Source organism: Agrobacterium sp. T29 (assembly GCF_006970545.1).
Classification (GTDB): Bacteria; Pseudomonadota; Alphaproteobacteria; order Rhizobiales; family Rhizobiaceae; genus Agrobacterium; species Agrobacterium leguminum.
On the sequence record NZ_CP040640.1, the window covers coordinates 2644492 to 2664126 of the forward strand.

General features: G+C 60.0%; 18 protein-coding genes and 1 riboswitch. Of the genes, 5 read left to right on the forward strand and 13 right to left on the reverse strand.

The genetic code is table 11. The annotated features are described in order from the left end of the window. Together cobW and FGF54_RS13225 are read right to left on the reverse strand one after the other, a co-directional pair. Window positions 1–1038 carry a cobalamin biosynthesis protein CobW gene (cobW, locus tag FGF54_RS13220; RefSeq protein ID WP_059759744.1) on the reverse strand — a complete coding sequence of 346 codons (1038 nt, stop codon included), beginning with the start codon at window positions 1036–1038 and terminating at the stop codon, window positions 1–3. Then, window positions 1035–1460: a DUF1636 family protein gene (locus FGF54_RS13225; protein ID WP_142779906.1), complete on the reverse strand. Its 426-nt coding sequence runs from the start codon at window positions 1458–1460 to the stop codon at window positions 1035–1037. The genes cobW and FGF54_RS13225 overlap by 4 nt, the downstream gene beginning before the upstream one ends. A gap of 119 nt (window positions 1461–1579) precedes the next feature. Further along, a riboswitch (cobalamin riboswitch) is annotated at window positions 1580–1795 on the reverse strand. Between the two features lie 134 nt (window positions 1796–1929). Between FGF54_RS13225 and cobO the strand changes: the two genes are divergently transcribed. Both cobO and FGF54_RS13235 read left to right on the forward strand, forming a co-directional pair. Beyond that, window positions 1930–2547 (forward strand): cob(I)yrinic acid a,c-diamide adenosyltransferase, encoded by a 618-nt coding sequence (cobO, locus tag FGF54_RS13230; protein ID WP_127756463.1) that lies wholly within the window; start codon window positions 1930–1932, stop codon window positions 2545–2547. 1 nt (window position 2548) lies between these two features. Next, entirely contained in the window at window positions 2549–4006 is a 1458-nt protein-coding gene (locus FGF54_RS13235) for a cobyric acid synthase (RefSeq protein WP_142779907.1), read from the forward strand. Here the strand turns inward: FGF54_RS13235 and cbiB are convergent. Next, window positions 3993–4958, reverse strand: a complete 966-nt coding sequence (gene cbiB, locus FGF54_RS13240; protein ID WP_142779908.1) for an adenosylcobinamide-phosphate synthase CbiB — start codon at window positions 4956–4958, stop codon at window positions 3993–3995. The two genes, FGF54_RS13235 and cbiB, sit on opposite strands and share 14 nt — an antisense overlap. On the opposite strand from cbiB, the gene cobD reads away from it, so the two are divergent. After that, a complete protein-coding gene (gene cobD / locus FGF54_RS13245; RefSeq protein ID WP_142779909.1) occupies window positions 4957–6003 on the forward strand; it encodes a threonine-phosphate decarboxylase CobD in 1047 nt (348 codons plus the stop codon). The two genes, cbiB and cobD, sit on opposite strands and share 2 nt — an antisense overlap. On the opposite strand, the gene FGF54_RS13250 is transcribed toward cobD, so the two are convergent. The 9 genes from FGF54_RS13250 to FGF54_RS13290 form a co-directional block, all read right to left on the reverse strand. Then, window positions 5985–7262: an L-fuconate dehydratase gene (locus tag FGF54_RS13250; protein WP_142779910.1), complete on the reverse strand. Its 1278-nt coding sequence runs from the start codon at window positions 7260–7262 to the stop codon at window positions 5985–5987. The genes cobD and FGF54_RS13250 overlap by 19 nt on opposite strands. Window positions 7263–7298: 36 nt before the next feature. Further along, on the reverse strand, window positions 7299–7628 hold the full coding sequence (locus FGF54_RS13255; protein WP_080856896.1) for an L-rhamnose mutarotase: 330 nt from the start codon (window positions 7626–7628) through the stop codon (window positions 7299–7301). A gap of 11 nt (window positions 7629–7639) precedes the next feature. Continuing rightward, window positions 7640–8773: a mannitol dehydrogenase family protein gene (locus FGF54_RS13260; protein ID WP_142779911.1), complete on the reverse strand. Its 1134-nt coding sequence runs from the start codon at window positions 8771–8773 to the stop codon at window positions 7640–7642. After that, window positions 8770–9780, reverse strand: coding sequence for a zinc-binding alcohol dehydrogenase family protein (locus FGF54_RS13265; protein WP_142779912.1), 1011 nt, complete (start codon window positions 9778–9780; stop codon window positions 8770–8772). Before FGF54_RS13265 ends, FGF54_RS13260 begins: the two co-directional genes overlap by 4 nt. A gap of 3 nt (window positions 9781–9783) precedes the next feature. Continuing rightward, complete coding sequence (locus FGF54_RS13270) at window positions 9784–10605, reverse strand: amidohydrolase (protein WP_142779913.1); 822 nt, start codon at window positions 10603–10605, stop codon at window positions 9784–9786. A gap of 4 nt (window positions 10606–10609) precedes the next feature. Then, the gene (locus FGF54_RS13275; RefSeq protein WP_125146792.1) at window positions 10610–11623 is read right to left on the reverse strand and encodes an aldo/keto reductase; all 1014 of its coding nucleotides are present in this window, start codon (window positions 11621–11623) and stop codon (window positions 10610–10612) included. 65 nt (window positions 11624–11688) lie between these two features. Then, the gene (locus FGF54_RS13280) at window positions 11689–12630 is read right to left on the reverse strand and encodes an ABC transporter substrate-binding protein (RefSeq protein WP_003520222.1); all 942 of its coding nucleotides are present in this window, start codon (window positions 12628–12630) and stop codon (window positions 11689–11691) included. A gap of 76 nt (window positions 12631–12706) precedes the next feature. After that, the gene (locus FGF54_RS13285) at window positions 12707–13729 is read right to left on the reverse strand and encodes an ABC transporter permease (RefSeq protein ID WP_003520221.1); all 1023 of its coding nucleotides are present in this window, start codon (window positions 13727–13729) and stop codon (window positions 12707–12709) included. A gap of 8 nt (window positions 13730–13737) precedes the next feature. After that, the gene (locus tag FGF54_RS13290) at window positions 13738–15303 is read right to left on the reverse strand and encodes a sugar ABC transporter ATP-binding protein (protein ID WP_168208096.1); all 1566 of its coding nucleotides are present in this window, start codon (window positions 15301–15303) and stop codon (window positions 13738–13740) included. Window positions 15304–15557: 254 nt separating this feature from the next. On the opposite strand from FGF54_RS13290, the gene FGF54_RS13295 reads away from it, so the two are divergent. Both FGF54_RS13295 and FGF54_RS13300 read left to right on the forward strand, forming a co-directional pair. Next, window positions 15558–16250, forward strand: a complete 693-nt coding sequence (locus FGF54_RS13295) for a FadR/GntR family transcriptional regulator (RefSeq protein ID WP_020809848.1) — start codon at window positions 15558–15560, stop codon at window positions 16248–16250. Window positions 16251–16292: 42 nt separating this feature from the next. Further along, window positions 16293–17825: a UxaA family hydrolase gene (locus FGF54_RS13300; RefSeq protein WP_003520218.1), complete on the forward strand. Its 1533-nt coding sequence runs from the start codon at window positions 16293–16295 to the stop codon at window positions 17823–17825. An 86-nt stretch (window positions 17826–17911) separates the two neighbouring features. On the opposite strand, the gene purH is transcribed toward FGF54_RS13300, so the two are convergent. Then, window positions 17912–19528 (reverse strand): bifunctional phosphoribosylaminoimidazolecarboxamide formyltransferase/IMP cyclohydrolase, encoded by a 1617-nt coding sequence (gene purH / locus FGF54_RS13305; RefSeq protein ID WP_142779914.1) that lies wholly within the window; start codon window positions 19526–19528, stop codon window positions 17912–17914. Window positions 19529–19635 lie beyond the last annotated feature (107 nt).

The following is a 19635-nucleotide window of genomic DNA, read 5'->3' on the forward strand; positions in this document are numbered from 1 at the left end:
TCAGGCGGCCAGCATCTGTTCGATCTTTTCGCGGTTGATGCCCTTTTCGCCGATGACGACGAGGCGGCTGCGGCGTTCCTCACCCGCAGCCCAGGGCCGGTCGTAATAATGGTTGACGCGGCTGCCCACAGCCTGCACCTGCAGGCGCATCGGCTTTGCGGAAACCTCGATGAAGCCCTTGATGCGCAGGACATTTTCCGCAGCCGCCGTCTCGGCGATACGGGCTGCCAGCGCTTCCGGATCGGTCACGGCCGGCAGATCGATAACGAAGCTGTCGAAATCGTCATGCTCGTGGTCGAGTTCACCGTCATGGTGGGTACGGCGGTTTTCGATATCCTCTTCCACCGCAAGGCCAAGACCGATCAGCACGGCGGGGTCGATGGCGCCGTTGGAGGCCACGACGATCTTTGCCGCCTTCGGCAGATGCTCGAGAACATGCGCCTTGGCCTTGTCCAGGCCGGCATCGTCAAGAAGATCGGCCTTGGTCAGCACGATAAGATCGGCGCAGGCAACCTGATCCTCGAAAACCTCTTCGACCGGGTCATCGTGATCGAGCGCCTCGTCATTGGCCCGTTGGGCCGCGAGTGCTTCCATGTCGTGCGCCACCTGCCCTTCGGCAAGGGCGGCGCCATCCACCACGGCCACGACGGCATCCACCGTCACGCGGCTCTTGATCGCCGGCCACTGGAAGGCCTGCACCAGCGGCTTCGGCAGGGCGAGGCCCGAGGTTTCGATGAGGATATGCTCCACCTTCGGCTGGCGGCTCAGAATCTGTTCGATGGCGGGCTGGAAATCATCCGCCACCGTGCAGCAGATGCAGCCATTGGCCAGTTCGACGATGTTTTCTTCCGGGCAGCTTTCAATACCGCAACCTTTGAGAATCTCGCCATCGATGCCGATATCGCCGAATTCGTTGACGATGATCGCCAGCCGCTTGCCGTCCAGCTTTTCGAGAAGGCCGCGCAGCAGCGTGGTTTTGCCAGCCCCCAGAAAGCCGGTGACGATGGTGCAGGGAACGCGGTCCAGAAGGGTGCTCATGATCTCTCCTCGGTAAAATCGAATGGGGGAATGCGCGCCACCATGCCGCGCTTTAAAGGTTCGGGGCGGCCGCGCCAGGGCATCAGGCCGTCGGGGGCGGCAGCCAGCAGCCGCGCACCGGTCAGCAAATCTTCCGCATCACCGGTCGTCAGCCCGCCGAAGACATAGGACCAGCCATTGGCGCTGCGCAGCACGGCGCTAAGCCCGCGCTTGCAATTGGCGAGGCAGTTGACGGAACGAACGGTGACACCCGTTTCCTCCGCCTTTGCGATGACGGCATCGGCGAGGCGTGAGCCGGGGCGCGGTTCGGCATTGGGATCGGCTTCATCGCGACAGCTTCTGCAAACGAAAACGGTCACGCCGGACGCCCTTTCGTCCTGCGTGTTTCCGCCTGCACATGAAGATGTCGCTGAAATATCCAAACCGTATCGTTTCCCGCGCCTTGCAAAAAAATCTCGGGGGTGCGGATGTCGAATACGGCATGCGGGCAGGCGCAAACCGGATGTTCGATCTAACCGACTGACCGGAGCACCCCGCCCGGCAGACGTTTTCCTGAAACGGCAGGTCTCCTGGCTCGCGGCTTTACACCCTGACACCGCCTTCCCGAACCCGTTGAGGTGTCCAGTGGCTTTACGGTGCGGGCTTACCGCTTACAGTTGCGGGGGCAGCCACGGAATGACCCGGTAATCGGGCTGGAACCGTGTTCCCTCTTAGCTTTTCCCGTTGCCGGGAAAAGACCGTCAGTCCGTTACCCTTAGGCTGAACGGGCGTGGGGGTCAATGCCGTGGCCCTGTGGCCCGCACATTGCCGGGTGCGGCAAATTGGGTATAGTCGCCGCTCCGAATGGCGAGGGCACCGGGTCCCGCGCCGCTGGATGAAAAGGAAAACGCGATGACACGCGACATCAGCGACAGCGAAGCCGAACGTCACCGGCAGAAAATGGTCAACCGCAAGACGGTGCAGGATGCCGAAGTTGCGGAAAAGACCATCGAAAAAGGTCTGCTGATGATCAATACCGGTCCCGGCAAGGGCAAATCCACCGCCGCTTTCGGCCTTGCCCTGCGCATGCTCGGCACCGGGCGGCGAGTCGGCGTCGTTCAATTCATCAAGGGCGCATGGTCGACGGGAGAACAGCAGGCGCTGACTTTGTTCGGCGACAGGGTCGTGTGGCGCACCATGGGCGAGGGGTTCACCTGGGACACGCAGGATTTGAAACGCGACGTCGCGGCGGCGGCAAAGGCCTGGGAAGAAGCCAAGATCCTGATGGCGGATGAGACCATCGGCCTGCTGATCCTCGATGAGCTGAACATCGCGCTCCGTTACGATTACCTGCCGCTGGAGGAGGTGGTCGAAACGCTTTCCAGCCGCAGGCCCGATCTGCATGTCATCGTTACCGGCCGCAATGCCAAGCAACCGCTCATCGACGCGGCGGATATGGTGACGGAAATGACCCTCGTGAAACATCACTTCAAGGCGGGCGTGAAGGCGCAGGCGGGGATAGAATTCTGATATGGCTGCACGCGTGCTGATGTTTCAGGGAACCGGCTCGGATGTCGGCAAATCGCTGATGGTGGCCGGCCTTGCCCGCGCCTTCGTCAGGCGCGGCCTGTCCGTCATGCCGTTCAAACCGCAGAACATGTCGAACAATGCGGCGGTCACCGTCGATGGCGGTGAGATTGGCCGCGCACAGGCGCTGCAGGCTCGGGCAGCGGGCGTGCCGCTTTCCGTGCACATGAACCCGGTACTCCTGAAGCCGCAGAGCGAGACCGGCGCCCAGGTGGTGGTGCAGGGCAAGATCGCCGGCAATGCCAAAGCGGCCGATTATCAGCACATGAAAGCCGGGCTGATGCCGCGTGTGCTGGAAAGCTTCGACCGCCTGAAACAACAGGCCGATCTGGTGCTGGTGGAAGGCGCGGGCAGCGCATCCGAAATCAACCTGCGTGCCAATGACATCGCCAATATGGGTTTTGCGAGAGCTGCGGACGCGCCTGTGATCCTGATCGGCGATATCGACCGGGGCGGCGTCATCGCCAGCCTCGTCGGCACCAAAGCCGTGCTCGAAGCTGAAGACGCGGCGATGATCGAAGGTTTTATCGTCAATCGGTTTCGCGGTGACCCGGCACTGTTTTCGGACGGCATGCGAATAATTGCGGAAAAAACCGGCTGGGCCTCTATCGGGCTCCTGCCGCATTTTTCCGATGCCGCGAAGCTGCCGGCTGAAGATGCTCTCGGGCTTTCGGGCGCGGCTGAGCGGAAACCTGGCGCGAAGATCCGCATTGCCGTACCGATCCTGCCGCATATTTCCAATTTCGACGATCTCGATCCGCTGGATATGGAACCGGATGTCGAACTGATTCGCGTGCGGCCGGGCGAAACCATTCCCGCCGATTGCCGGCTGGTACTGCTTTGCGGCTCGAAATCCACCATCGCCGATCTTGCCGTGCTGAAAAATACAGGGCTCGACATCGATATCAAGGCGCATGTGAGACGCGGCGGCCATGTTCTGGGCCTCTGCGGCGGCTACCAGATGCTTGGGAAAACCGTTGCCGATCCCGAAGGCATCGAAGGACCGCCGGCAACAGTCGACGGGCTCGGCCTGCTGGATGTCGACACTGTTCTGACGGGCGACAAAAGGCTGGTTTCCGTTACAGGGAAGAGTTTCGACGGAATTTATTTATCCGGCTATGAAATGCATGTCGGTGAAACCACGAGCGGAACCGACAGCCTGCCTTTTTCGAAAATTGATGGGCATGAAGACGGCGCTGTGTCGCCTGACGGCCGCATCTTCGGCACTTATATTCACGGCCTGTTTTCGGACGACCGCCAGCGCGGCGCGTGGCTTGAGCGGCTTGGCGGACAGAACACGGAACTGAACTACGATGCGCAAGTGGACGCCGTTCTTGATCGCCTCGCGGCGCATATGGAACAGCACCTTGATCTCGACCGTCTGCTTGCTATAGCGCGATAAGGATCGCCAGAAGTCCCAACAGGCCAATCAACAACAGGTCGGCAACCCGCGCAAGCCGCAGCGCCCTGCGAATATCGCCGGCAACCAGCGCCGCCCTGCCGCCTTCGCCCATGAAACGCGCCTCGATCATCTGCCCGCCATAGGAGCGCGGCCCCGCGAGCGCAAAGCCGAGAGCGCCGGCCAGCGCCGCCTCCGGCCAGCCGGCATTGGGAGAACGGTGATGATGGGCATCGCGACGTATCGCTGCCATGGCCCCGCTAGGTGATGCGCCCTTAACAAAAAACGCCGCGACCACGAAAAGACCGCCGCTCAGCCGTGAGGCCGGCAGATTGACCAGATCGTCCAGCCGGGCGGAGGCCCAGCCGAAGGCCTCATGGCGGGGTGAGCGATGGCCGATCATGCTGTCTGCCGTATTGATCGCCTTGTAAGCCGCGCCGCCCGGCAGGCCCAGGAGACCGAGCCAGAAGGCGGGCGCGACGATGCCGTCGGAAAAATTCTCGGCCAGACTTTCGATAGCCGCCCGGCAGATCGCCGCCTCGTCCAGCTTTTGCGGATCGCGCCCGACGATCATCGATACCGCCTTGCGGCCGCCTTCCACACCCTCGCGCTCCAGCGCAGTGGCGACAGCCTCCACATGTTGCTCGAGACTTTTCTGCGCCGGCAGCGAAGCGCCAAGCACGGCAACCAGCAAAAGGCCGAAGGGCAGGAAGAGGAGAGCGGATTGCGCAAACCATGCGACAAACAGCGTCAGCCCGACGAAAACAACGAGAGCCGCTACGCCTGCCCCCTTGCGCTGTGAAAATGACGCGCTCTCCCGGTTCCATTTTTTGTCCAGCAGCGCGATAAGCGAACCGATCCAGGTGACGGGATGGCCGATGCGTTTGAACAGCCAGTCCGGATAGCCGGTCAGGCGTTCGATCACGAGCGACAGGAAAGCGAGAGCAAAAAACATGGGCGAGACAGTACCAGAAAAGGCGAAAGCTGCGATCCGTCACGGCGGCAATCTCGGCGGGGCGCGTCTGATGTTTCCTGAAGCGCCGGAACCGTGGATCGACCTTTCGACCGGGATCAATCCGCACTCCTACCCGCATTCGCCGGTCCCCGCCAGCGCATTCGCGCGCCTGCCGGAACCGGACGCCGCCGAAGAATTGAAACATCTGGCCGCAGCGCATTTCGATGCGCCTTCCGTCCGGCATGTGGCGCTTTCTCCCGGCACCCAGATGCTGATGCCATTGCTGGCTCAGATCGCTCTCGCCCGCAGGGCCAAGAGCGGCGCCGTGCTTTCACCCGCCTATGCGGAACATGCCCGGACCGCACGCATGGCCGGACTGGCTGTGACCGAGGTGGAAAACATCAACGCGATGTCGGCTCATGACTATGCCGTGGTGGTCAATCCCAATAATCCCGATGGCCGCATCACGGATCGCACGGCATTGTTGTCGCTGGCCGACGCCATGCGCCGCAAGGGTGGGCTGCTCGTCGTGGACGAAGCCTTCATCGAAACAGGAGGTGCCCAAAGCCTCGCAGATTCCGCCGGTCAGGATGCGCTGGTGGTCCTGCGCTCCTTCGGCAAATTTTACGGCATGGCGGGCGTTCGGCTGGGTTTCGCGATTGCGCAGCCCGATATTACTGCTGAACTGGAGGCAAGGCTCGGCCCCTGGGCTGTTTCCGGCCCGGCGCTGCATATCGCGACGCAGGCTCTGGCGGATGAGGAATGGCAATCATCCATGCGTCTGCACCTTGCCGAAGACGCCCGGCGCATGAACGCCATGCTGGAGAAAGCGGGACTGGCAATTGCCGGCGGCACCTCGCTGTTTACTCTGGTGCGGGATCCCCGCACCGCAGACCTGTTCAGCCATCTTGGCCGGCACGGCATTCTGGTCCGCATTTTTGATGAAAGGCCGAACGACATGCGTTTCGGCCTTCCCGGTAGCGAAACGGAGTGGCAGCGGCTCAAGGAGGCGCTGTCATCCTTTGACTATTCCTCGAAGGTGTAGGTCTCAATCGACTCCGGCTTCATTTCGATGGAGAAGCCCGGCAGTTTCGGCGGCATGTAAGCGGCATTTCTGATATCGCAGGGCTCGATGAAATGCTCGTGCAGGTGGTCGACATATTCGATCACGCGGCCTTCCTTCGTGCCTGATACGACCAGATAGTCGATCATCGACAGATGCTGCACATATTCACAAAGGCCGACGCCACCGGCATGCGGCCAGACCGGCAAATTGTATTTGGCGGCGATCAGCAGCACCGCCAGCACCTCGTTCAAACCACCCATGCGGCAGCTGTCGATCTGCACCACATCGATGGCGCCCTCGGCGATGAACTGCTTGAACATGATGCGGTTCTGGCACATTTCACCGGTCGCCACCTTAACGGACCCGATGGCCGCACGGATCTTGCGATGACCGGCAATATCGTCCGGGCTGGTCGGCTCTTCGATGAAGAACGGCTTGGCGAAGGCGAGCTTCTTGACCCAGTCGATCGCCTGATCCACTTCCCACACCTGGTTGGCATCGATCATCAGATAACGGTCGGGACCGATCACCTCGCGGGCGATGGTGAGACGGCGAATATCGTCTTCCAGATCGCGGCCAACCTTCATCTTCACATGGTTGAAGCCGGCATCGATCGCTTCCTGGCAAAGGCGCCGCAGCTTGGCATCGTCATAACCAAGCCAGCCGGCGGATGTCGTATAGCAGGCGTAGCCTTCGTTCTTCAGCGTCTCAATCCGCTCCTTCTTGCCGCTTTCGGCTTTTTTCAGGATCGCCAGCGCGTCGTCGCGGGTGAGCACGTCTGTCAGATAACGATAGTCAACGATATCGGCGATTTCTTCCGGGCTCATATCGGCAACGAGCTGCCAGACGGGCTTGCCCGCCTTCTTGGCCAGAAGATCCCAGACAGCATTGACGACCGCGCCGGTGGCGAGATGCATGGCGCCCTTATCCGGACCGATCCAGCGCAGCTGGCTGTCGCTTGTCAGATGCCGCCAATATTTGCCGGGGTTTTCGGTCACGGTCGCAAGATCGGTGCCGACCACCAGATGGCGCATCGCCTCGATTGCCATGCAGCAAATGTCGTTGCCACGACCGATGGTAAAGGTCAGCCCGTGGCCTTTGAGCCCCGGCTCGTCAGTGTCGAGAATGACGTAAGCCGCCGAATAATCCGGATCGGGGTTCATCGCATCCGAGCCGTCAAGGCTCTGGGATGTGGGGAAACGCAGGTCGAAAACACGCAGATCTGTAATTTTGGTCATGGCCGTTCACTCGCGGTCAGTGTCAAAGGAAATCGTTCAATCGTGGTGGAAGGTTTCTTCCATCATTGCCCACCACTCGCCTTCCTTCCGGCTTTCGAGCGGTTGCTGGCAGGGAATGGTGAATGACCACCATTCCTGGTTCTTGGGGCTTGCGGCCATCTTCGCCATGTCGGCGCTGATATCGCTGCCGTGATATTCCCAATAGCCGAAGAGCAGATTTTCCGGCTCGCGCAGGAAGATCGTGTAGTTGCGGATATTGCAGTCGCTGATAAGCGCCAGAATTTCAGGCCACACAGCCGCATGCAGCCTTTTATACTCCGCGATCATCTCCGGTTTGACGCCTATGACCATGCCCATGCGCTGCATGAAAAACTCCGTTATTGCTTGATGGTGGCGAGCGCAGCGCGCAGCTTTGTCTGCGGCAGGTCCAATCCCAGCCGTTCTGCCGCCGCAATGACCGGGAGAAAGCGGCGGCGCTTCTTTTCATCGTGGTTGCCGGCGATATCGGAGAGCCGATGCGCCAGAAAGGGGTTGCGCAAACGCTCCCGCAGCACGCCAATATAGGCCTTTGCATCATCCCCCATGCCTTCAGCGGCAAAGACCGGCAGAACCTCGTCCAGCCAGAGCGTCTCCAAATCTGCAACGAGAGCATCGTCGGCCATTGCCTGACGCACCGTCTCGTCCTTCGCACGCACATCCTGCAACCAGCGTTCCGCCAGATAGGAATGGCCGAGATTGAGCAGGAAAAGCTTCAGCTTTTCATAGTGATCGAGATCGTCCGTCAGCACCACGGCAGGGTGCGTACAGGGAAGGACAAGCCCGTCCTGCTTCTCTATAGCCCATAGCGCATAGGGTTCCGCCACCGCACCCACCGGGTCGATAGGCTCGGAGACAATGCGATCCACCAGACTATTGGCGAAACGGCACTTCTCATTCAGATAAAAGGCAAAACCAGCCGGCAATTGCCACTCATCGGCAAGCCGGCGAATGACCTGTTTCAGCTTTTCGCCATTGCGCGGCACGAGCTCACAGGGGAAGATGGACACAGGCGCTTCCGGATTGCGCTGAAAGCGCTCCAGCAGCAGCATGCAGAGTTTTGCCGGAAAGCTTTTCGGTACGATCGTGAAATCGTCAGCAAGCCCGGCATTATCCGCCGAATCCAGCTCATAACCGCGATCGCCCGTATTGGACAGAATAACCTCGGCCTCGCAGGCAAGGCGGCGCACTTCGGCCCAGTCGGTCGCAGCCGTCAATGCCCGCGCGACAGCCCCGCCCTGAATTTCCTCGTCCACTTCCTGCCCATCACGGATACCGCGAATACGCACGGGGTAGGGTGCGCCGCTGTTTAGCGCCGCAACACGCTTCAGGCTCTCCGCATTGCCGGTCGTCTGGACAATCGCGATGCGCCCGAGAGCCTCGCCCTTATCCAGCGCCCGCGAAACAAAGAGATCCGCATGCGCCAGAAGAAAGCGGCTGGTGCCGAATTGCAGGATGGGCGTATCGGGCGTCATGCGACCTCCACCATGCCCTTGATCACTCCGGCCTTCGGATCGGTCAGGCCGGCGAATCTGGAGGGCACATCGGCAAGCGTCATGCGATGGGTGATCAGTGCTTCCGGTACCTTGCCTTCCCGCAGCGCCTTCAGGACGCGCTCGAAATCCTGAGGCGTGGCATTGCGGCTGCCGAGCAGCGTCGTTTCCCGCTTGTGGAACTCCGGATCGTTGAAGCTGATATCACTGGCGACGATGGAGACCAGCACATAGGAACCGCCATAGCCGACAAAGGAAAAGCCGCGCTCCATGGCTTTCGGATTGCCGGTCGCATCGAAGACCGCATCGAAGAAATCGCCGTCGGTGATTTCGGAAAGGCGATCTTTGTCACCTTCGCCAAGTGTCACCGTATGCGCAACGCCGAGATGCTCCCTGCAGAAATCCAGCCGGTCGGTGCGCCCGTCGATCATGGTTACTTCGCCGCCATCCAGAACGGCGAAAACCGCAACCGCCATGCCAATCGGGCCGGCGCCGACGATCAGAACCTTCTGCCCCTTCTCGACTGCGCCCCGGCGCACCGCATGCGCACCGATAGCCAGAAATTCGGTCATCGCCGCCTGATCGAGGCTCAACCCCTCCGCCTTCAGCACGAATTGCTGCGGCACGCTCAGATATTCGACCATGCCACCATCGCGATGAACGCCCAGCACACCGATATTGCGGCAGCAATTGCTTTTGCCCTTCAGGCAGGCGCTGCATTTGCCGCACGAGATATAGGGAATGACGGTGACCACATCGCCTGCGGACAGATGGCTGCCTTGCGGCGCCTCTTCCACCGTGCCGGAAAGCTCATGGCCCATGATACGCGGATAGGAAAGATAAGGCTGGTTGCCAGTGAAGATGTGCAAGTCCGTGCCGCAAACCCCGATGCGGCGAATACGCACCAGCACTTCACCTTCGCCACGCACTGGCTTTGGCAGTTGCTTGGAGACGAGTTGACCTGGGGTTTCGCAGAAAATCGCCAGCATGCATCACCTGTGGGAAAGGGAATAAAAACGAACGGCGTTACCGCCGAAAACTGCCGCATGGTCCTCTGCCGGCACGATATCTCGGCAGAAATCCAGCCATGCCTGATAGTCGCCCGCCAGCCGCAACACCGGCCAGTCACTGCCAAAAATCACGCGGTTGCCGCCAAAGAGTTCCAGAATGGTCTCGGCATAAGGCCGTATCGCTTCCGGCCGCTGCTCACCGCGCTCGGTCAGCAGACCGGAGAGTTTGCAATGGACATTCGGGAGAGCCGCCAGAGCGGCCATATCCTTGCGCCAGTCGCTGTAGTGACCGGTAGCAATCAGCGGCTTCGCGCCATGGTCTATGACGACAGGCAATTGCGGATGGCGGCGGGCAAAGGCGAGCAGATGCGGCAGATTGGGCGGCAGGACCAGCGCGTCGAACGCCAGACCATGTTTTACCAGCGCCGCCACGGCGGGATCGAGTGCCGGATCATCGATCCAGGCGACATCCTCCATGCCCTGCAACATCGCGCGGACACCCTTAAACGCCGCATGTTTTGCCCGACGGGCGATTTCACTCGCTGCATCGGCGGATTTCATATCCACCCAGCCGACCACACCCTTGATGAAATCGGTCTTTTCCGCCAGCGCCAGCATGAAATCCGTGTCGGCCGCCGTCTCCATCGTCTGAACCAGCACGGTGCCGGAAACGCCGGCAGCGGCCAACAAAGGCGACAGGTCGGCGGGGAGAAAATCCCGATAGATGGCGGCAAGCGACGGCGGCGGCCACTGCCCGGCGCGATCCTTCATCAGCCAGAAATGCTGGTGGGCGTCGATGAGCATCGCCTCAGGCCTTCCCGCCCGGCACGGGCGCACCTTCGGCAATCAGACCGCGCCTGTGCAGTTCGGACCAGAATTCATCCGGGATCGACTGTTCGAACCACTCGATATTGGAGGCGAGCTGCTGCGCATTGCGCGCACCCGAGACGACCGTGACCGATGCCGGATGGGCGAGCGGAAACTGCAGCGCGGCCGCCTGCAGCGAGACGCCGAGTTCCTCGCAAACACCCTGCAGCGCATCGACACGCGTGAGAATATCGGCAGGCGCGTCGGCATAATTGAATTTGCGGTTGCCGGCCAGAATGCCGGAATTGAATGCACCGGCGACAACGATGGCGACACCGCTTTCAGCGCAACGGTTCATGAAAGCAAGGCTCTGCTGCTCCAGCAGCGTATAACGACCGGCAAGCATGGCAACGTCGATATCGAAGACATCCATGGCGTCGCTGACGATTTCCCACTCATTGACGCCGAGACCGACGGCCCCCGTCGATCCTTCCTCGCGCAGCTTGCCAAGCGCCCGGAAGCCACCGCCCGTGGTCAGCTGCTCCCAATAATGCTGGTGCTTTTCGCCATGGGTGAAGGAGCCGATATCATGCACATAAAGAATATCCGGCTTCAGAACGCCTAGCCGTTGCTGGCTTGCCTCGAAGGAGCGCAGGATACCGTCATAGGAATAATCATAGACCGGGCGGAACGGCAGGGGCGCTATATAGGCATCCTCCTCTGGACCGACGGTCTCGTCCGGCACCATCACACGGCCGACCTTGGTGCTCAGCGTATATTCGTTCCGGTCATGCTCCGTCACCATAGTGCCGAGGCGGCGCTCCGACCGCGTATAGCCGTAAAACGGCGCGGTATCGAAATAACGCATGCCGCTTTCCCATGCCTTGTCGAACGCACCCTTGGACTCTTCATAGGGCGTGACGCGGTAGAGATTGCCCATCTGGGCGCAACCGAGGCCCATGACGGTGACGTCGACGGCGCGGCGCGGCAATTTACGTGTATCGGAGACTTTCATCGCAGGGACTTTCCAGCTTGTCTTTGGAAAGACGCGCCGCCGCACAGCGGCGCGTCATCACGCAATCAATAAAGAACGTTCTTGGCTTCGGGCTTTTCGATATTGTCCTTGGTGACAACAACGACACCGGTGTCGACGAACTTCTCGACCTTTTCCTTGCCGATGAGCTTGGAAATGGTCTCTACGCCCTTTTCACCCATCTGATAGGAACCCTGAACCACGATACCGGCCAGCGTGCCATCCTTGACGAAGCCCTGAAGGTCCTGGTTGCCGTCGAAGCCGATGGCGACGACCTTACCGGCTTTGCCGCTCTGGGCGAGCGCGCGGCCGACGCCGATTGCTGTCGGCTCATTGGCGCCGAAAATGCCCTTGAGATCGGAATTGGCGGCCAGAACGTCGGTCGTCTGGTTCAGCGCGGTCGCCATCTGCGACTGCGAATAGAACGGGCCGACGATCTTCAGGTTGGAATTCATCTGGATGTAATCGGTGAAACCGCCGACACGGCCGATTTCCGAACCGGCACCGGCGACATAGGACATGACGGCGATCTTTCCTTCTTTGCCCACCTTGTCGATCAGCGCCTGCGCTGCCAGTTCGCCGGCTTTCTTGTTATCGGTCGCCAGGAACGACTGGTAATATTGCTCCGAGCCCTTTGCGAGCTGCGAGTCGATCAGAACCACCGGAATACGGGCTTCCCAGGCCTTCTTGACGGCAGGCACCAGCGCGTCCGGGTCGGAAGGTGCAAGAACAATGCCCGCGACCTTACGGTTGATGGCGTTTTCGACCATGTTGACCTGGTCGGCAATGGCGGACTCGGCAGCCGGACCCTGGAAGGTCATGGTATTGCCGGAAGAGTTCTTCATCGCCGCATCAGCGCCCTTCTGGACGTTCTGCCAGAAGGTGGAGTTGACGGTCTTGACGATGACAGCGATTTCGCCGGCCTGCACGGTGGAAACGCTCCACAGCGCGATTGCGGATGTCAGAAGGGCAGTCGCAATTTTCTTCATTTCTTCCTCCGTGATGTCGGCATACCGGGCCTCCCCTTGCCGATCTTTTTTGCGGAAAGGGTCCGCAGGCCCTTGATCAGCGGCGATTGCGCAACTGGTCGATCCAGACGGTGACCAGAATGACGAGGCCGATGATGATCTGTTGCGTGAAGGCGGACACGCCATTCATATTGAGACCGTTGCGCAGGATGCCGATGACGAAGGCGCCGATGGCTGTGCCGGAAATCGTGCCGACGCCGCCGATCAGCGATGTGCCGCCGATAACGGCGCTGGCGATGGCATCCAGCTCATACATCACGCCTTCATTCGGCTGAGCGGTGACGAGGCGAGACATCAGTACGCAGCCCGTCAGCCCGGCGAGCGTGCCGGACAGGATGTAGGTGAAATTGGTGACGCGGGCGACATTGACGCCGGAAAGGCGCGCGGCTTCGGCGTTGGAACCGACAGCGTAAATGTGACGGCCGAGGATCGAGCGGTTGAGCATGAAGGAAACCGCAAGCGCAATCACCACCATCAGGATGACGGGGTAGGGGATGCCGGGAAACACCACATTCGGAAAGCCGTCGTCACCGATAGTAACGATGCGGAAGAGGGCGCCATTGCCGAGTTCGCCGAAAGATTCGCCAAGGCCGGAGACGGCGCGCGCACCGGTAATCTGCAGCGCCACGCCGCGGGCGATCAACATCATGCCGAGGGTGGCGATGAAGGGCGGCAGCTTGAAACGGGTGACCAGAAGACCGTTGATGAGACCGCAGAGCGACCCCGTCAGAATGCCGAGCAACATGCCGACCGGCACCGGCATGCCGAGTTCCTTCACCGCAAGGGCGGCGACGACACCGGCGAGCGCAAGCACCGAACCGACGGAAAGATCGATGCCGCCGGTGATGATGACACAGGTGGCCCCGATGCCGAGCAGCGCGATGGACGTGACCTGCAACGCAATCGTCATGCCGTTATTGACGGTGAAGAAGGCGCTGCTGGTGGCGGAAAAGACCGCGACAAGCGCAAAGAGGCTGCCAAGTGCGGCAAACTTCTGGATAATATCCTTCTGGCGGTCGCTGACTGCGAAGCTCTTCTTGGTTTCTGCAATATTGGCCATGTCGTTCCTCACTGCGCGGTCCGGCCGTAACCGGACGCATACCGCATGATTTCTTCCTGATTGGTCTTGGCGGTTTCGAGCACGCCCGTAATCCGGCCCTGGTGGAAAACGGCGATACGATCCGTCAGGCCCAGAATTTCCGGCAGTTCCGAACTGATGAGAATGACGCCGATGCCCTGCGCGGCGAGCTCGTCCATGATCTTGTAGATCGCGAATTTCGCGCCGACATCGATGCCGCGTGTCGGCTCGTCGAAGAACAGCACGCGAGATTGCCGGAACAACCATTTGCCGATGATGATTTTCTGCTGATTGCCGCCGGAAAGCAGCCGCACCGTCTGCCCGATCGAGGGAGTACGGATATTCAGGAGATCGACGTAGCGCTTTGCCACATCGTCATGTTTCTTGAAATCGATCAGGCCGAAACGGTTGGAAACCTCGCCGAGATTGGCAAGCGTCGTATTGGCCGCCACCGACATCTTGATGGCGAGGCCATCGCTTTTGCGGTCTTCCGAGAGATAGGCGATGCCTTCTTCGATGGCGTCCTGCGGCGAGCTGATCGAAAGCTCCCGCCCGTTGAAAACGATCCTGCCCGCATCAAGCGGATCTGCGCCGAAGATGGCCCGGGCGACTTCGGTGCGGCCAGCACCCATCAGCCCGGCAAAACCGAGGATTTCACCACGTCGCAGCGAAAAACCGACGTCGTGGAACACGCCGCTGCGCGTCAGGCCCTCGACGGAAAAAATAACATCTTCCGTGGGGCGCGATGTACGCTCGGGGAATTTGTCTTCCAGCGAACGCCCGACCATGCGCGTGACGATGTCGTCAACGGTGATCGAAGCGAAATCGTCGGTCGAAATATAACGTCCGTCACGCAGAACCGTCACACGGTCGACGATTTCGGCCATTTCATCGAGACGGTGGGAAATATAAACGATCCCGACACCGGATGCCTTGAGATCGCGGATGACCTTGAACAGGAGCCGCGTCTCCTGCTCGGTCAGCGAGGAGGTCGGCTCATCCATGATGAGCACTTCAGCGTCAAGAGAAAGCGCCTTGGCGATTTCCACCATCTGACATTGGGCGACCGAAAGACCGCGGACGATCTGGTCGGGGTCGATATCGACACCCAGCCGGTCGAGACAGCGCTTGGCATCGAGACGCAGCTTCTTGCGGTCGACGAGGAAACCGCGACGCGGTTCGCGCGCAAGATAGATGTTTTCGGCAACGGAAAGATGCGGAACGAGGTTGAGTTCCTGGTGGATGATGGCGATGCCGGCGGCTTCGGATTCCAGCGGCGATGCATATTGCACCTTCACACCTCTATGAAGGATGGTGCCGTCGCTCGGCTGATAGACGCCGCTGACGATCTTCATCAGCGTCGATTTTCCCGCGCCATTCTCACCGCAGACGGCATGTACCTCGCCGGCGCGCAGATCGAAATGCACGTTCGACAGTGCTTTTACGCCGGGAAATTCCTTGCTGATGTTATCGAGGCGCAGGAGCACCGCACGTTGTCCATGCGCCATCTGTTCAGGCGAAAAATCGCCCCGAATTGTCGATGCGCCGTGCGACATCTGGAAACCTCCCACCCGTATCCCCGCTCCACCGGGGTCATGAACAGGCCAAATGGTTAGGCCGGTTTTTCAGAATGGTCAAGCCAATTAGGTCAAAATTTGCGAAGCCATATCCAAAACAGAAGCAATACATGAAACGATAACCGATAATAAATACGTAATTTCATATATTTAAGTAATTCCTTGCGTATTGAAACGCTTGGCGTTACGGTAAGGCCAAATATGAATTGCAGACAGGACTCGTCAAAAAACACATGAGTGGTCAGGCCAAAATAGCGGAACCGCGCAGGCTTTATCAGCAGATTGCGGATCAGATACGCGAACTCATCGATATGGGTGAATTCCTGCCCGGCACGCGGCTTCCCGCTGAGCGGGAACTGGCACAGAAGCTCGGTGTATCGAGGCCTTCCTTGCGCGAGGCGCTGATTGCGCTTGAAATCGACAACACCGTCGAAATTCGCATGGGTTCTGGGGTTTATGTGTCGGCGGAAGCGTTGCAGACGACCCACCATACCAAATCGCTGGGTGACAGCCCCTCCGAACTGATGCAGGCGCGCGCCGCGCTGGAGGGGGCGACCATTGTGCTGGCGGCAAGCCGGATGACCGATGAGACAATCGCGACCCTCCGCCAGATACTCAATACCATGCAGCGGGAAATCGAGGCCGGCCGCAAGCCTCTAGATCAGGATCGACTGTTTCACGTCACCATCGCCGAGCAATCCGGTAACAGCGTTTTGGCCCGAATGGTGGCGAACCTCTTCGATGAGCGCCACAGCCCCATTTCGGCCCAGCTTCGCGTGAAATTCGAAGACCGCGATACCTGGACCCATGCGCTTCAGGAACACGAGGCCATTCTGGCGGCGCTTGAACTGAAAGACCCGCTGCTGGCGCAGGCCGCCATGCATACCCATCTGGAAGGTTCGAAGAGACGCTGGGTCGAAAACTGATCTAGAAACATAGCAGGCAATATACCGGGAGGAGGAAAACCCGTGAGTGAGAATTCCGAGGCAACCATTTTGCTGAACGCCAACGACAATGTCGCGGTGGCGCGTCGGTCCATTCCGGCCGGCGGCGCGACGGGCAGGGGCGATCTGGCAGCGCTCGAACTGATCGGGCGCGGGCACAAGGTGGCCCTCAAATTCATCAAATCGGGCGATGAGGTGCTGAAATACGGACAGGTCATCGGTATCGCCACCCAGGATATCGAACCCGGCCGGCACGTGCACCTGCACAATCTCGCCATGGTGCCTTCCGAACACGCGCATCAGTTCAGCGTTGATATCGAAGAAAAGGGCATGGTGCCGGAAGCTGAACGCCGGACGTTCAAGGGTTATGACCGCGGCCTCGGTGGTGTCGGAACGAGAAACTATATCGGCGTGATCGCTTCGGTGAACTGTTCCGCCACGGTTTCGCGTTACATCGCGGATTATTTCAACAAGCAGGGCGGCCTTGATGGTTTCGACAATGTCGATGGCGTCGTTGCGCTGACCCATGGCGGCGGCTGTGCGCTGAATACGAAATCGGAAGGTTACCGCCTGCTGATCCGCACTATTCAGGGCTATGCCCGCCATCCAAATTTCGGCGGCATTCTGCTGATCGGCCTCGGTTGCGAGACCAACCAGATCGCGCCCATTCTCGAACATTACAAGATGGAAGAGGGTGAGCGGCTGCGCACCATGACGATCCAGCAGCATGGCGGCACCCGCAAGACGATCGATGCGGCAATTGCCGAGATCAAGGCCATGCTGCCGATGGTCAATGCCGCCCGCCGCACGGAGCAACCGCTTTCCAAGCTGAAGGTGGCGCTGGAATGCGGCGGTTCGGATGGTTATTCCGGCATTTCCGCCAACCCGGCTCTGGGTTATGCCTCCGACCTCATCGTCCGCAACGGTGGAACCACGGTCCTCTCGGAGACGCCGGAGATTTACGGCGCCGAGCATCTGTTAACGAAGCGCGCCGTCACCCCTGCCGTCGCCGAAAAGCTGCTACAGCGTATCGACTGGTGGCGCGATTATACCGCCCGCAATGGCGACGAACTCAATAACAACCCTTCCCACGGCAACAAGCTTGGCGGCCTGACCACCATTCTGGAAAAATCGCTGGGCGCGGTCGCCAAGGGCGGGTCCATGCCGCTGAAGGCGGTTTATGAGTTCGCCGAAACCGTGACGGAACAGGGTTTCGTATTCATGGATACGCCCGGCTATGACCCCGTTGCCGTCACCGGCCAGGTCGCCGGCGGCTGCAACGTCATCTGTTTCACCACCGGCCGCGGCTCGGTTTCGGGCTTCAAGCCGTCACCCTGCATCAAGATCGCCACCAATTCCGAAATGTATGAACACATGAAGGAAGACATGGATATCAATTGCGGCGAGATCGTCACCGGTGCTGAAACCATCGAAGAATCCGGCAAACGAATTTTCGAGCATATTCTAGCCGTCGCTTCCGGCGACAAGACCGTCAGCGAGATCTACGACTACGGCGACAATGAATTTGTGCCGTGGCAGGTTGGGGCCGTGACCTGAACCTGCGGCACCAAGACTGTCCCACGTGAAACAAAAGGCCCGGAAAGTAATTTCCGGGCCTTCGTTATTCCTGGTTGTTTCCGCGCTTAGTGGCGGAAGTGGCGCATGCCGGTAAAGACCATTGCCACATTATGCTCATTCGCGGCGTCAATCACTTCCTGATCGCGCATGGAGCCGCCCGGCTGGATGACAGCAGTGGCGCCTGCGGCAATCGCGGCGAGCAAGCCGTCGGCAAAGGGATAAAATGCTTCCGAAGCGACGGCGGAGCCGCGCGTCAACGGTTCGGCAAGGCCAAGGGCCTTGGCGGCATCTTCCGCCTTCTGGGCAGCGATACGCGCGGAATCCACACGGCTCATCTGGCCGGCGCCGATACCCGCAGTCTGCCCGTCCTTGGCGTAAATGACGGCATTGGACTTCACATGCTTGGCGATCTTGAAGGCAAACTTCATGTCTTCAAGTTCCTGCGACGTCGGCGCACGCTTGGTGACGACCTTGAGGTCCAGATCCTCGACCATGCCATTGTCGCGGCTCTGCACCAGCAGGCCGCCCGAGACGGTCTTCGCGGTAATACCGGCCGCGCGTGGATCAGGCAGGCCGCCAGCGGCCAGAAGGCGCAGGTTCGGCTTGCGGGCGATGATGGACTTGGCTTCTTCCGTGACATCAGGCGCGATGATGACTTCGGTGAAGAGCTTGACGATTTCTTCCGCCGTTTCCGCATCGAGCGTGCGGTTCAGGGCAATCACGCCACCAAAAGCGGAAACGGAATCGCATGCCAGCGCCCGCCGGTAAGCTTCGGCAAGTGTCGGACCCGTCGCCACGCCGCAGGGATTGGCGTGTTTGATGATAGCGACTGCCGGCGCGTTTTCCGGCAGGAATTCCGCCACGAGCTCGTAAGCTGCATCGGTGTCATTGATGTTGTTATAGGAAAGCTGCTTGCCCTGAAGAAGCGTCGCCGTTGCAACGCCAGGGCGCTTTTCGCCGGTGAGGTAAAAACCAGCGCTCTGGTGCGGGTTTTCGCCATACCGCATCTTTTCCTTCAGCGCGCCGCCGATAGCGCGGTAATCCGGCGTTTCGATCGCAAGCGCCTCGGCAAACCAGTTGGAAATCACCGCATCATAGGCGGCGGTGCGAGCATAGGCCTTGGCGGCAAAACGCTGGCGCAGGGCATAGGACGTCTGGCCGTCATCAGCCTGCAGGGCCTCAACCAGATCGGGGTAGTCAGACGGATCGGTAACCACCGTGACATAGGCATGGTTCTTGGCGGACGCGCGGATCATCGCCGGACCACCAATATCGATGTTTTCCACCGTCGTCGGATAATCGCCGCCCTTGGAGCGAACTTCCTCGAAGGGATAGAGATTGATGACCGAGAGATCGATCGCCTCGATGCCATGCGCCTTCATCGCCTCGACATGCTCCGCATCGTCCCGGATGGCAAGGAGCCCGCCATGGACATTGGGATGCAGTGTCTTGACGCGGCCGTCCATGATCTCGGGAAAATTCGTTACGTCGGAGACATCCGTCACAGGCAGGCCTGCTTCGGCAATGGCTTTCGCCGTTCCACCGGTCGACAGAAGCTTGACGCCAAGCTTCGACAGAACCGTCGCCAGCTCGATAATATCAGTCTTGTCGGACACGGAAAGAAGCGCCGTGCGGATTTTGACCTTATCGGGGGCGGGGATTTTCTTGGACACGACGGCCATCAGGCATACTCCGTTTAACGGGGAGGACAGGCTGGAATGGGATTGATCCAGCAATTGCCGCCGCGTTAACACAGCTTACCGGATTAATAAACAGCGGGGAGGCCGAA